Annotated in this window: 13 protein-coding genes; 6 read left to right on the top strand and 7 right to left on the bottom strand. The window is 39.7% G+C overall.

Going from position 1 to position 13598, the window contains the following annotated elements; genetic code table 11:
• Positions 1–467, bottom strand: a 467-nt coding sequence (locus tag ASJ81_RS17345; RefSeq protein ID WP_095645439.1) for a CidA/LrgA family protein, incomplete at its 3' end; no start/stop codon positions are given.
• A 353-nt stretch (positions 468–820) separates the two neighbouring features.
• On the opposite strand from ASJ81_RS17345, the gene nifS reads away from it, so the two are divergent.
• The 6 genes from nifS to truD all read left to right on the top strand — a co-directional run bounded on the left by nifS (position 821) and on the right by truD (position 6985).
• Positions 821–2011, top strand: a complete 1191-nt coding sequence (gene nifS / locus ASJ81_RS17340) for a cysteine desulfurase NifS (RefSeq protein ID WP_095645438.1) — start codon at positions 821–823, stop codon at positions 2009–2011.
• Positions 2012–2088: 77 nt separating this feature from the next.
• On the top strand, positions 2089–2478 hold the full coding sequence (nifU, locus tag ASJ81_RS17335) for a Fe-S cluster assembly scaffold protein NifU (protein WP_095645441.1): 390 nt from the start codon (positions 2089–2091) through the stop codon (positions 2476–2478).
• A gap of 201 nt (positions 2479–2679) precedes the next feature.
• Positions 2680–3696, top strand: coding sequence for a tetrahydromethanopterin:alpha-L-glutamate ligase (gene mptN / locus ASJ81_RS17330; RefSeq protein WP_095645437.1), 1017 nt, complete (start codon positions 2680–2682; stop codon positions 3694–3696).
• A gap of 215 nt (positions 3697–3911) precedes the next feature.
• A complete protein-coding gene (gene pth2 / locus ASJ81_RS17325; protein WP_048105662.1) occupies positions 3912–4259 on the top strand; it encodes a peptidyl-tRNA hydrolase Pth2 in 348 nt (115 codons plus the stop codon).
• A 126-nt stretch (positions 4260–4385) separates the two neighbouring features.
• The gene (locus ASJ81_RS17320; protein WP_095645436.1) at positions 4386–5630 is read left to right on the top strand and encodes a transglutaminase-like domain-containing protein; all 1245 of its coding nucleotides are present in this window, start codon (positions 4386–4388) and stop codon (positions 5628–5630) included.
• 38 nt (positions 5631–5668) lie between these two features.
• Positions 5669–6985 (top strand): tRNA pseudouridine(13) synthase TruD, encoded by a 1317-nt coding sequence (gene truD / locus ASJ81_RS17315; RefSeq protein ID WP_095645435.1) that lies wholly within the window; start codon positions 5669–5671, stop codon positions 6983–6985.
• A 277-nt stretch (positions 6986–7262) separates the two neighbouring features.
• On the opposite strand, the gene ASJ81_RS17310 is transcribed toward truD, so the two are convergent.
• The 6 genes from ASJ81_RS17310 to ASJ81_RS23915 form a co-directional block, all read right to left on the bottom strand.
• The gene (locus ASJ81_RS17310) at positions 7263–8048 is read right to left on the bottom strand and encodes a PEGA domain-containing protein (protein WP_095645434.1); all 786 of its coding nucleotides are present in this window, start codon (positions 8046–8048) and stop codon (positions 7263–7265) included.
• A 623-nt stretch (positions 8049–8671) separates the two neighbouring features.
• On the bottom strand, positions 8672–8863 hold the full coding sequence (locus ASJ81_RS17305) for a hypothetical protein (protein ID WP_095645433.1): 192 nt from the start codon (positions 8861–8863) through the stop codon (positions 8672–8674).
• A 203-nt stretch (positions 8864–9066) separates the two neighbouring features.
• On the bottom strand, positions 9067–10713 hold the full coding sequence (locus ASJ81_RS17300; RefSeq protein WP_095645432.1) for an SIR2 family protein: 1647 nt from the start codon (positions 10711–10713) through the stop codon (positions 9067–9069).
• 348 nt (positions 10714–11061) lie between these two features.
• The gene (locus tag ASJ81_RS17295) at positions 11062–12465 is read right to left on the bottom strand and encodes an MATE family efflux transporter (protein ID WP_095645431.1); all 1404 of its coding nucleotides are present in this window, start codon (positions 12463–12465) and stop codon (positions 11062–11064) included.
• Positions 12462–12890, bottom strand: coding sequence for a MarR family winged helix-turn-helix transcriptional regulator (locus ASJ81_RS17290; protein ID WP_095645430.1), 429 nt, complete (start codon positions 12888–12890; stop codon positions 12462–12464). Before ASJ81_RS17290 ends, ASJ81_RS17295 begins: the two co-directional genes overlap by 4 nt.
• A 292-nt stretch (positions 12891–13182) precedes the next feature.
• Entirely contained in the window at positions 13183–13569 is a 387-nt protein-coding gene (locus tag ASJ81_RS23915; RefSeq protein WP_245860251.1) for a hypothetical protein, read from the bottom strand.
• Positions 13570–13598: the final 29 nt, after the last annotated feature.

Genomic DNA, 13598 nt, shown 5'->3' with positions numbered 1-13598 from the left:
CAGTATTTTTTTAAAATAATGTATATAAAATTAGGAAAGTTAGATTTCAAACTACCCATCTGAAATGACGAAGAGCCATCTTTATTGTCTTTGTTTTCTATGTATCGAGCTTCTTTTGATGATTTTTTCCCCAGGAACCTTTGAACAAGTTCCACAGTAAGCCCTGTTACAGCCAGTATTATAAGAGTAGAAATAAGGGAAACTGCAAGAATAGCAGTTAATTTTCCTTCAAGCAGGGCAAAACAGGTTATAAGGCTAGCGCCTGCGGGAAGAAAGAAAAAAGCCATATTCTCTAGCAAAAAGTCACTCATTTTGTCTATCATATTGAGTTTAATTACGCCTGTATACAGGCTAAAAAAAAGAATGAGCATTCCCAGGACATTGCCCGGAACTGGCAGCCCTAAAGCTTTTTGTATCAGTTCGCCCAGGAAATAAATGCTCAGAATAATTGAGAATTGTTTTAGCAAAGTTGTTTTTCCCTCCCTTATTGGAAGGGGACTACAAAACTCGTATATATAATTTTTTGTTTAAAAAGAAAGAAATATAGCAAAAACAGGGTTATTTGCAAGTCTGCTAACTGCAGTGATTTGGCTCATAGCTACGTCCTACCGGTCTTCACAGCAAGCCGTGATAATCCCTATATTCATATCATCTCTATTATTCATATCATCTCTATTATTCATATCATCTCTATTATTCAGATTATTCAGATTCTCTTTTATGAAACCGTTTTGAAAGCTTTGCGAGGAAGAACTCCATAAAGTCCAGTTGTACAATAAATTCATATTGCGTAAATCCCTATCTTAATAACGGGGTTCTAATGGGAGAAAAGCGCTTTGTTTACATGGACCACGCAGCCACTACCTCCACAAAACCTGAAGTGGTTGAAGCTATGCTGCCTTTTTTGAAAGAACATTTTGGAAACCCTTCTTCCCTGTATTCAGTAGGGAGAGAAAGTAAAGAGGCAGTAGAAACTGCCCGTGAGCAACTTGCAAAGGCTCTGGGAGCTAATCCTGAGGAAATATATTTTACCTCCGGAGGAACCGAGTCCGATAACTGGGCTATCAAGGGAACGGCTTTTGCCAGGAGAAAGAAAGGAAAACATATCATTACCACACCAATTGAACATCATGCAGTGCTCTATCCCTGTAAGTACATGGAGACCCTGGGTTTTGATGTGACTTACGTGCCTGTAGACAGTTATGGGCTTGTAGACCCTGCAGAGGTTGAGGCTGCAATTAGAGATGATACTATCCTGATCTCGGTGATGTATGCAAATAATGAGATCGGGACAATAGAACCTGTTCATGCGATAGGTGAGATTGCAAGAGAATATGAGATTCCCTTCCATACCGATGCCGTTCAGGTAATTGGTAAAATCCCCATTGAGATGGAAAAGAAAGAAAGGAATGTTGACATGTTTTCCCTTTCTTCTCATAAGTTCTATGGACCCAAAGGAATAGGAGCTCTCTATCTGCGAGAAGGAACAGAAATCGACAATTATATGCACGGGGGTGGCCAGGAACGCAAAAAGCGAGCAGGAACCGAGAATGTCGCAGGTATTGTAGGATTGGGAAAAGCAATAGAACTTGCAGCAGGAAATCTTGAGAGGCATAATGAGAAAATGAAGAGACTGAGAGACCGTCTCCTTGCAGGAGTCCTGAAAATTCCGGACTGCAGGCTTAACGGACACCCGGAAAAGCGCCTTTCTGACAACCTGAATTTCAGTTTTGAATACATAGAAGGTGAATCTCTGCTTCTCATGCTTGACGAGATGGGGATCTGCAGTTCCACGGGAAGTGCATGTTCTTCAGGTTCTCCTGATCCCTCGCATGTGCTCAGGGCAATAGGGCTGACTCCGGAAATAGCTCAGGGTTCCCTTCGACTGACCCTTGGGGACGATAATTCTGAAGAAGACATTGATTATGTACTTGATGTCTTGCCTGAGACCGTTGAAAAGCTCAGGGCTATGTCTCCTTTCTATAAATCCGAAAATGCCTGTAAGAAATGAATCGAAAGTGTATAGGAATGTGAAAACAGGGTAGGAATGTGAAAACAGGGTGGGAATGTGAAAACAGGGGGAGTTTTGTGTACAATAAAAAAGTAATGGATCATTTCATGAACCCGAGAAACGTAGGCGAAATTGAGGACGCTGACGGAATAGGAGAAGCAGGAAATCCACATGGAGACCACATGAAGATTTTCCTGAAAATTCGGGACGATCGAGTTGAAGATGCGAAATTTAAGACTTTCGGGTGCGCAGCAGCAATTGCGTCCAGCAGCATGGCAACCGAACTGATAAAAGGCAAAACCCTAAAGGAAGCCTGGGAACTTACAAACGAGGCTGTCGCTGAGGCTCTCGAAGGCCTACCTCCAGGAAAGCTAGAGTGTTCGGTTCTTTCAAGGGAAGCAATCCACAGCGCAATAAATGAATACCGAAAAAAACAGGGGCTTGAGGCCCTTCCTGAGCAGACCTGATAGAAGGAAAATAGAAAACAAGTTTAGATAACATAATTTAGAGATAACATATTTTTAAAATATTATATTTTAAACGTAAGATATTTTATATGTAAAGCATTTTATATATACTTTAAATGTAAATTATATTATATAATATATTTTATATATCATTCATTCCTGTATCGTAAACTTGATCTTTTATTCTCTCGATGAGGGTCTATGAAAAAAATAGGAATTGTCATCACTGACCCGGAAGACTGGACAGCCAGGGCGCTTACCGACGCAGCGAGAAAAAAAGGTTTTTCTCCTTTTGTTCTGGATTTCAAGGCTGTGGAGGTCAGCGTAAACTCGGCAGCGTGGGGCCCGAGAGCTGAAGAATCAAACGTGGTCTTCAAAGTGGGAGATCTAAAACTCTCCGATCTTGACGCGATAATTGTAAGGGATGCTGGTGCAGGAGCTTTCGAAGGTGTGTCTTTCAGGTTTGATATCCTGCGTGAACTGGAAGACGAAGGAATCCCTGTTGTCAATTCCCCTGAAGCTATCCGGAATGCCGCAAATAAATACCATGCTTCTTATCTTCTGGCAAAAGCAGGACTGCCAGTACCCAAAACCGTAGCTGTACAGGATATGGAAGCAGCCCTGAAGGTAATATCAGGATTCGGAGATGCTGTCATTAAGCCTGTTTTTGGATATAAAGGAAAGGATATTGCAAGAGTAAGGAATGGCGAAGTCCAATTTTCGGATAGAAAAATGGAATCCTTATACCTGGAATCAGTTCTCAAACAGTTACTTCAAGAAAGAGGTATGCTGTATATCCAGGAGTTCATAGAGAATTCAGGAAGAGATATCAGAGCTTTTATTGTTGACGGTACGGCTATTGGAGCAATTTACCGTAAAGCGGCATCTGGCTCCTGGGTCAACAACCTGAGCCAGGGAGGAAGTGCAGATCGGTGTGTGCTCACGGAAAAACAAAAAGAAATTGCTGAGAAGGCTGCCTTGGCAGTGAGCACGACTTTTGCTGGTGTTGATATCATAGAAGGGCTAACTGATGATAATCTTGGTGAAGGGCTGACCGAGGATAATCTTAATAAAGAAATTGATGTTTATTCCAACCGAACTGAGGGAAACCCTAAAGTTCTTGAAGTCAATGGAACACCGTCAGGAAAAGGTATTTTTGATGCATGGGGGATAAATCCTGCGGAATATATTCTAGAATACATTGAAAAAACTTTATGAAATAGTTATAAATGATGTCGTTCATAATATCAGCAATATATCGATTTGAATTTCGTAGATTTTTAGAAACTTTTTGAGTTAACACTCCGGGTCCAGGTCGATCATACTACAGATGATCAAAAATAAGCATGAAGACCGGGATATAAACCGGTCCTGATACCCCCATCGAAAACATTTAAGAAACAGACGGACCTTCAATAAACCCGAGGCAAAAGATGAGTGAATATAAACAGTGTATAGTTACCCGGGAGGACCTGAAACTTTCCAAAGGCAAGTTTGCAGTACAGGTAGCTCATGCTGCCATTTCTGCTTCCGAATGGGCAAGCAAAAGTGACCTTGAAAAATGGAAGGAAGGCGGGCAGAAAAAAATTGTCCTTAAAGTACCTGCCCTTAAGGACCTGTATGAACTTAAGGAAAAAGCAAGAAGGGAAGGGCTGCCTACAGCTCTGATACAGGATGCAGGACTTACGGAAATTCCGCCGGGAACGGTTACAGTCCTTGGAATAGGGCCGGCAAAAGAAGAGCTTATAGATAAAGTTACGCGGGACCTTAAACTTGTTTAAGTATCAAGAACCTGAAAGCCAGATTTGGGAAAACGGTACTAAAATCAAACTGAGCCGAAGCTATCAATGTGATAGCTCTTCCAATTCGGATAGAAGGCCTGCCTGTGTTCGATTCAGGAGGAGATCATGAGGGGTTCAAGGGTTTCAAGAGAAAAAAAGGCAGCCTCAACAATTGCTATTTTATTTGTGTTCTTTGTGTTCGTTGCACTCACAGGGGTGTTGTCTTCTGATTCGATTGAGAATTTAAGAGAAGAGGTAACAGGTTATATAGCCTCAGGACTGGATTCTGGAAGCCAGGAGAGTGCTTTTACACCTCAACCGGCTTTATTTACTTTCCCGGCAATCCCAACATACTCTCCTAAAAAAAGCGAACTCACTCCCATTCTGAGAACCCCTTTGCAGCCTGGTTTCTCCCTGAGCAGCAACTACCAGACCTCAGATTTTTTCCAGGGAGGAACTGGCTATGTTAGAATCAGCATTAAAAACCAAGGTCGAAATCCAATTTTTATAGAAAGGTACGGGGTTTCGGTTAATGCTTCCGAAAGCCGGATTTATTCCGAAGAACGTGGATTTTTAATCGATCCAGGTCAAGAGCAGAACCTCGGAGTAATTGCAGTTGAGATACCTGAGGAAGAAAAAGCCAATTTCAGTATTGTCCTCTGGTTGCTTGCCTCGACTTCGGAAGGAAAATGGCATGACTATGGCCCCTATCCTCTGAAAAACTTTACTGTAAATCTTAAGCCAATGTCAGAAAAATTGAGTCCAGTGTACCGATACAATCCTTCACCTTACTTTGATACTATAAACCACCTTGTGGAGCCAGCCGAACCTGATATAAGGGGCAAGGCAGCCCAGGTGGCTCGCACATATCCGGGAGCATATAATATCTATCAGGTCTGTGCCCTTTTTGACATGGTAAAAGAGAAGGTAGAATACGTAAGTGACCCAAGAGGTAATGACATATGGGAACCAGCCAATGTTACCCTGAAAATAGGAGCCGGAGACTGTGAAGACCAGGCAATTCTCCTTTCATCCATGCTTGAGGCCGTAGGGGGCACAACCCGGGTCTACCTGACCAATACCCATGCTTTTGCAGCGGTATATATAGGCAATGGGACCGATGCGACAAATGCTGCAGTTGAGGGTGTACGGGCTTATTACGGAAACGTTGATGTGAATTACCTGACCGATGAATACGGTTCCTGGTTGATGCTTGACCCGACCTCGAGCCTTTATGCAGGCGGGCTTCCAGGGAAAACGGCCCAGGCGGAAGTTAAGGTCACTGGAGGAAACGAAACATATAGAAGCTGGACCTTTGTAAGCACGAACGAAGTAAAAGCTATTGATATTAATCCCAGATGGCCTTTATAATTTTCACAAAATACGTAATAGAGGAGTGTTTTTAACCCATGGAAGTGCCGAAAATTGAAAAACAAATCGGAATAGATCTTTACTCCACAGATACTGACGGCCTTGGAGGGCAGCTTCGGCAGGAAGTAGAGGATTTTATTGTTAGAGAAATTACGAATAGAGAGGAAGAACAGGAAGGAAAATATCTGATTCTTGAGCTAGTAAAGCGCGACTGGGACACACATCATTTTACCCGAACTCTTGCAAAAATCCTTCAGATAAGCCAGAAGAGAATTAGCGTTGCAGGTACAAAGGACAAACGTGCACTTACCACTCAGAAAATTAGCATTTTTGATATCGATGCCCAGGAAATTGAGAAAATCCACTTAAAAGACATAGAGCTGAAAGTCCTTGGTCGCTCACGAAAATCCGTTGAACTCGGAGACCTGTGGGGAAACAATTTCAGAATTACTATCCGAAATATAACCCACTCGAGTGAGGAGACACACAAATTACTCGAAAAGACAACAAACGAAATTCTGGCTCAGGGTGGAGTCCCGAACTTCTTCGGGATCCAGCGCTTCGGCTCTGTACGTCCTGTTACGCATCTGGTAGGAAAAGCAATTGTTGAGGGAGATTTTGAAAAAGCTGCTCTGTTATACATTGCCGAACCATTCCCTGATGAACCTGATGAAACAAAGGAAGCCCGCCAGTTCGTCAAAGAAACACGCGATTTTAAAGAAGGCCTGAAAATCTACCCTCTTCACCTTGGGCATGAAAGAGCAATGATGAACCACCTAATAGCCAATCCAGATGATTTTGCAGGTGCTTTTCTCGTTCTCCCGAAAAATCTCTACAGGATGTTTGTGCACGGCTACCAGTCCTATATTTATAACACAATCCTGTGCAAGCGAATCGAAAAAGGTCTTCCCTTAAATGAAGCGGTAGAAGGAGACATTGTCTGTTTTAAGAATGAGTTTGGACTGCCTGATTCTTCAAAAACCGAACAGGTCACATCGGAAACCGTAACTCCCATGAACCGCCTGATTAAAAGAAATAGAGCCTTCATAACCGCTCCACTTCCGGGCTATATTACGGAATTTGCGTCAGGTATTCCGGGAGAGATCGAACAGGCAGTTATCGAGGAATTCAAAGTCCCTCTACAGGGTTTCAATATAGAAAAAGTTCCTGAAATGAGTTCGAAAGGCATCCGTAGAGAAGTTCTTCTGCAGGTTGAACCGAAATTTGAGATTGGAGAAGATGAACTGAATCCGGGAAAGTCAAAAGCCGTGCTTGAATTCATGTTACCGAAGGGAAGTTACGCAACAACTATGCTGCGGGAGTATATGAAGGTAGATCCGTTACAGATGAGTTAAGAACTCAAAACAAGTCTCAGTCACGGGATAAAACATATTGTGACGCCATAAGTTATAGGTGTCCTAATTTTGATCTTGGTCGCTGGAGGTAGTGTCAGCGTATTCTTGAGGTAGCAAAACATTGAGGTAAGGTGAAACTCCGTTATTTGAAGAAATGTTGGGTTGTTGAACTATAGAAAATAGTATTTTTCTAAGAAAGCTTGATATTTGAAGAGGAGATGGAATTAAACCCCAGAGCTCTTATGTTTTCCTTAATCTTCTAATTTCTTCAATCTTATCAAATGTCAGTATACGGATTGATATACGATAGAGATGCAGTCGTTGGTTCGCCTTCAACAAGGTAAGGTATTTTGAAGGTGGTTTCTTCTCCAGGGTTGACCTCAAGCATTTCATAATTCCTATGAAGGGCTATTGATATATCCTCCTCACAATAATCATAAGTGTCTCCGTTAGAGATGAATTTCCAGCATGACTCATCGGTGCTTATTGGTACATTCCCATCATTTTTTATATGTATGGTCACGGTAACATAACTATATCCTTCAGGGACAGTTATATAAGAGGCAGAATCAGATGTAGTAAAACTCCATTCCAAATATGGCGAAATATCGACTGAAGTAGGAATTTTTACGTTCTCCGAATCTGAGATAAAGGCAGAATTCGCTGATGTATCTTTTGATGTGTCTGATGTATCTTTTGATGTGTCTGATGTATCTTTTGATGACTCTGTTGGTGTTAAAGTAGGTGATACTGAAACAGTTTTATCAGCATCAACACTTATATCCTCATACCAATCATCATATCCTTCAAGTTTTAAAGTGATTGAATGCGTACCCTGTTCAATATCATTTAAAAACTGTGGAACTTCACCTTTATAATTACCATCAAGATAAACACTGGCACCAACAGGAGAAGAAGAAACTGAGATACTACCTGTTTTCGGTGTTTCTGGTGTAAGTTGAAATACTAAACCAATTAAAGTGAGACCTATAGCGATAATAGCTAGTACAACCTGCCAACTACCAAGTATGACTTGCCAACGTCCCCAATCTCGGTCACCCATATTCTTAGCTCCTACAATCTAAAACTTCTTCTTTATTACTAGATAATGAACTTTTGATACTCCAATTACTTGTATTTTATAGATGCAATTTTTATCGAATAAGCATATTACTGGTATTATGAGTTTTTATTATTCCCTAAATTGTTGATTTACTGTGGTTGTATGCTTAATCTGGACTAATAAGGCTTTTAAGATCTCAGTTTCATCTTTAATACTATTTTTCTATGTTAAAAAAGATACTATTTTAAAAAACTTTCCATTTTGATTTTATATTTATATAAAGTTAAATATTAATCCCACAATTGAAAATTAATAAATATATAGCTCAGGCAAAAGATTGTCATAAAACCGGTTAATAAAATTTAAACATTAAAAAACTAATAATATTGCATGGACCCAATGAACTGGGATCTCCTATACCTCAAGCTTGGACGGGTTTTAGCTCCCACCCAACTACTTATCATTCATTCTTCTTATTTTTCAGCTTCTTAAGCAGGCTCGACACTCTTTCTTTAGATTTTTCTGTTTCTTGTGTATCTTTGGAAATGGCGAACAATAATCCACTGTTTTGAAAGTTGATATATTGAAAAATCTTACAACACGTTTACCGATACAAGCTATAATCAATATATAGAACGACCCCAGTCCTCAAGGTATTTCTTATATGCATTAAAACAATCTTCCAACCTTCCAGGTGAACCGTCAAAGAATCCAGCTTTTAATAGAGACCACTCTTTTCCTTCCTTTAAGCCTTCCTGAATAAAATCGTAAATGAATTCAGGTTTCCTATCATCCTGCTTTCGGCAGGTCGACATAAAAATCCATTCAATTTTTCTATTGATATCGTTTTTTTTAGAACTTTTGATATTTAATTTAAATCAAAAATTACTAAATGTTAACCATAACATAATTAATATATATTTATAATATATGAGATAAAAGACAAATCATGCTAGATAGATAATCCGCAAGATGCTGTTTTTTAACTTAACCTACAAAAAATAACAATTAAGAATATTTAGATGTTGGAATGTGCTTGCTGCCGAATGTAGGTATCATTATAAAAAGAGTTATAATATTTTTTTGCTAATCGATATCCTTCAGCACATATTTTCTCCGATAATGGAGCCTTATATTTTGAATCTATGTACATTAAATTTATTAAATACTCAAAAATATCAAAAGTATCTTCATACTTTTTATCATCTGGTAAGTATTCCATAACATAGCTTTTAATGGTTTTTACAATGTAATTCTCTGGTTGTGAGAGCTCAGTTTTTTTAAACTCTTCTAAAATTTGTGAAGTATAAAACTCATCTATCAAAGTTGATTTCTTTTCATCATAGTGAGAACTATAGCCATAATAGCGAGTTTTTAACAAAACCGTTGCTAATGTATTATAATTATCTGAGTCTATAGAAATCAAACCAATAGAGTTGAATAACAAAAATACAGGATATCGCTGAAGATTAATCAAATAGCTAGATCCTACAAATTTTTGAGTTTGCATGATTCTTTCAATTATTCGCTTAATCAAACTGGAACATCTACCGTTATCAAAATATACCACTGTTGTTGAGATTTTTATCAGTGTACTCGTCAATTCTTCATATTCATGAATTCTTTTTATATATAATTCAGGAGTTATTTCGGATTGTGGTCTAGTTTCAAAACGATCCGATGAAAGTTCTAAGCAAACTCGGTCAAGCTCTTTTATCACCAAGTCATGAAGTTTTATTGAATATTTTTCTTCCGACAAGTATTTTTTGACTTTAGCGACAGCCAAATCGGTAGATAAAGGATGAGATGCTCCGAAATCCGTTAACGCCTCTACATTGTCGGAAAGTGTGCTGAAAAATTCATCCGCTCCTTTAATTGAAATCTTTTCTGCTTTTAGATGGGTAACTAATCTTGTAGCTTCATCACCCAATTGCCCTCTTGCAGTCCAATAAATAGAAAAGCGTCTATTCTCACGCCTATAAAGTGCATTTCTTAAAGCATTATCCCAGTCAGCTGACCAACCACAGATAATAAGACCAAACTCATCAAAAATTCGGTCAAGCTGTTTATTGAGTGCTTCGGAATAATTTGCTAGTTCTTCAGGAGTATTCTTTATTCTTGTATCCATATAATCTCCATGCAACTTTATAATTGTGCATTGGTTATGGATATAAGGCATCGCGCCCTTCATTGAATCATCTGTGCTTATGACAACAGGTGTAATCCCTTCTCCTTCTATAGCTTTTTCAAGTAACCTGTCAAAATTAGTCGTCAGAATCATGCGTATATATCCATACTTGACAAGTTTTGCTATAGATCTGTGAGCTTGAGTTGGAACTTTAAGTCCTTCTTCTAGATCATGTTCATCAGGCTCAAAGTATTGACGTAATAAACTTGTCCTTTCGGCTGGTGTGTTGGTAAGTATATCCAAGAGTTTCGCATAGTCTGGAGATTCGTCATACTTTTCTATATACCATTTTTCAGGATTTGTGAGTGAAGATTCTCCTTCTATTAACGCTACCTTCTCAATCAGGTCAACTACAACTTCCCAGCCAGTTGGAATCCCTGCGCTTCTTGAGGTTCCGGAACCTAAAAGTAATGCATAAACTCCAGGACTTGATTGTAACGAAAAAGCGATTTTAATGTCATCGTTTAAAGTTTTCATAATACAGTTTTACTCTTTTAAGGAGATAATATAACTTTCTTCATTTGTATTTGGTTAAGATACAATCCATCAGAAATGTGTTATTTTCGTTGCTGTTTTCGTAAGCCTCTGAATGTGAATCTAGATGAATAGATGATTGCAGTAGTCATTTGAACATTAGAAGTTTCTTTAACTAAATACAAATGAAAAAATTTTTCCCCTGAAGGCTATCGATTTTTTCAATGGGAATCGAAGGTTATGATTGACCTTGGAAAAAATGGTGAGATTTTTGCCTCCTTAACACCATGGTCTTAAGCTCCATATACAGGAAGCTCAACGGCAATGTTCTCAGGAGGCATGAATCTCCGTTTAATCCTCATTGGAAGTTAATATAATGTCAGAAGCAGGGAAGTGGCGTTTCTCACTTACAGTTACTCCATTCTTGAGAAAACCGAACTCTTTCCAGAGCAAGCCTATTACGACCAGGGACATCAGGAATTCTGCAGCCGGGGTTGCAAGCCAGACTCCGTTAAGGTCAAGTAAGGAAGGTAAAATCCAGAGCAGGGGAAGGAGGAAGAAAAAAACTGTTCCTAACTGGATGAATAGAGAGTATCTGATTTTGTTTATCGACTGGAAATATACTGAACCCAGCATAACTATCCCATGAGTAAGGAGGGCAAACACGAAAATCTTCATGCCGTTAAGAGTAATTTCCATGAGTTCTGGGCTGTCGCGGTTGAAGATAAGGATAAACTGTTCCGGATACATGGAAAGAAGCATGAAACCAATCAATCCGGTCACGAAGCAAGAAATAACAGCTATCTTTAAGGTCCCTGCAACTCGGGAATAACAACGGGCTCCATAATTAAAACCGATGATTGGCTGGGTGCCAACTGCTATTCCTTCAAAAATCAAGGAGAAAATCGAGAAAACGTAACCTATAATTCCATAGCCTGAAACTGCGAGTTCCGAACCGTAACTGAGCAGCATGTACTCGTTCGCAATGAGCAGGACGAAAGTTGAAAACTGCATTGCAAAGGAAGGAAAGCCTGCTTTCATAATTCTGATAATTATTCTCGATTCCAGAGAGAGGGAACTGGGTTTTAGTCTCAGTCCTGCCCATCTGCTGAAAAAATACAGAGCGAGCAGAATTCCGGAAAGAGAAAAAGCAATAACAGTGGCTATGGCAGCTCCCTTAACCCCCATTCCCATTCGCATGACAAAGAGGTAGTCAAGAATCATATTTACAAAAACACTTGCAACCACACATATCATAGCAAGTCTGGGTTTCCCGTCATTTCGTACTAGGGGTTCGAGAGCAATGGACATAGTTAGAAGTACCGACCCTGAAAATAGGACTCTGAGATAACTATTTGCCATGTCAAAAACCGGGCCAGAGGCTCCCAGAAAACGGAGATAAGAATCCGAGAAGGCCAGTCCGATGACAGTGAGTCCTATTCCCGCAAGCAAGAGCAGAGGGAAAGCGTTATGTATTAGTCTGATGGCTTTCTGTCGATCAGTTCTGCCAAGGGCCAGGGCTACAAGGCTTGAAGTCCCTATCCCGATCATCTGTCCTACAGCAATTATGGCTAAAAGTGCAGGAAATGCAAGAGTTATTCCTGCAAGCCCCTGGCTTCCCACAGCGTTCCCGACAAAGAAACCGTCAATAACTCCCTGGATTCCGGCAACTATCAACCCTATAGTTGCCGGAAGAACGAATTTAAGGAAAAGCTTTCCGATACTTGCAGACCTCATTTCCCTTTCATCTGTCATACTTTTTCCTCGTCAAGTCCGGCAGCGATTTTCTCAAAGATTCTCTCCAAAATTTCAAGTTCTTCTTTGTCCAGAATTTCCCGGATCTTTTCGAAGAATTTCATATCGGCCGAGTTTTCGATCTCAACTACCTTTTTTCCTTTAGCGGTTAGCTCAAGCAGACAAACCCTTCCATCCTCCGGGGAAGCCTTTGTTTTCAGCAGATCTTTTTCCGCCATTTTAGAAACCATGTTGCTGGCAGAGGGTTTGCTGACCTCCATGGCCTTTGCCAGTTCGGAGATCGTGGGGTTGCCTAGGGAATTAATTTTCCTGAGGTAGAGGAAGATATTGTAGGTGATATCACTGTATTCCTCTGAGAATTCATATTCTTTTAAATTTTTTTGATAACAACGGTCCATTTTTTCAAGAAGTTTGGAAATTTCCATTTTTGCTCTCCATAAATGAAAATCAATGTATTTAGTTAGGCTAACTAATATATAATATTTTCTTCGGCTAAAAAATGTAATTGATAAATCTGCCTCTGTATTCCAGGACAAACTCCTAGAAAATTCGATCTGGATATTATAACTATGGAAAGCCAGATTTTTTCTATCCTTATGCTTATGACAGGTTTTCAATTTCAATTTCCATGGTTTTAGAGAAACACTCTAGCATTGTTCAATATCAGTAGCAACTTCATTTTTGTTTTCCGGTTCTATACTTTTTCCATTTTTCTTTTTACTTCTTTCTCTTCCGAACTCCGTAAACAAGAAACGCAATGCCGGTCATAAGGATTACAAACATAGTCATGAAGCCCAGAGCAGCCATGAAACCGAATACAAACCCTGCGTTATAAGGTTCTAAGGCTTTTAGAGATAGAAAAATAACTCCTGTTAGAGCTATCAGCCAGGAACCAAAGACAAGGGCCCTATTTTTTACTTTGTTCAGAAGTATTATCAGTAGAACTAACATTAAAGCGATGGCAATTTGGGGGAAATAATATAATGCAGAACTCTCCAGGCCCTTTGTAAAGAACATACCTTCTTCCCCATGCTCAAATGCATACAGCGTCCCCTCTGTTGAAATCAGATATAATTTGCCTTTGTGAAGTACGGGCTTCGACACATCATATCCTTTTATTTTGCTACTGCTCC

It is taken from the genome of Methanosarcina spelaei (assembly GCF_002287235.1).
GTDB lineage: Archaea > Halobacteriota > Methanosarcinia > Methanosarcinales > Methanosarcinaceae > Methanosarcina > Methanosarcina spelaei.
The sequence above is the reverse complement of the archived record's forward strand: the minus strand, read 5'-3'. Positions and strand labels throughout refer to the sequence as shown.

Coding starts and splice junctions, on each gene's coding strand:
- ASJ81_RS17310 (WP_095645434.1), bottom strand. CDS start 8,048: ATGGGTGACCGAGATTGGGGACGTTGGCAAGTCATACTTGGTAGTTGG.
- ASJ81_RS17320 (WP_095645436.1), top strand. CDS start 4,386: ATGAGGGGTTCAAGGGTTTCAAGAGAAAAAAAGGCAGCCTCAACAATT.
- truD (WP_095645435.1), top strand. CDS start 5,669: ATGGAAGTGCCGAAAATTGAAAAACAAATCGGAATAGATCTTTACTCC.
- ASJ81_RS17300 (WP_095645432.1), bottom strand. CDS start 10,713: ATGAAAACTTTAAACGATGACATTAAAATCGCTTTTTCGTTACAATCA.
- ASJ81_RS17290 (WP_095645430.1), bottom strand. CDS start 12,890: ATGGAAATTTCCAAACTTCTTGAAAAAATGGACCGTTGTTATCAAAAA.
- ASJ81_RS17295 (WP_095645431.1), bottom strand. CDS start 12,465: ATGACAGATGAAAGGGAAATGAGGTCTGCAAGTATCGGAAAGCTTTTC.
- nifS (WP_095645438.1), top strand. CDS start 821: ATGGGAGAAAAGCGCTTTGTTTACATGGACCACGCAGCCACTACCTCC.
- ASJ81_RS17305 (WP_095645433.1), bottom strand. CDS start 8,863: ATGTCGACCTGCCGAAAGCAGGATGATAGGAAACCTGAATTCATTTAC.
- mptN (WP_095645437.1), top strand. CDS start 2,680: ATGAAAAAAATAGGAATTGTCATCACTGACCCGGAAGACTGGACAGCC.
- pth2 (WP_048105662.1), top strand. CDS start 3,912: ATGAGTGAATATAAACAGTGTATAGTTACCCGGGAGGACCTGAAACTT.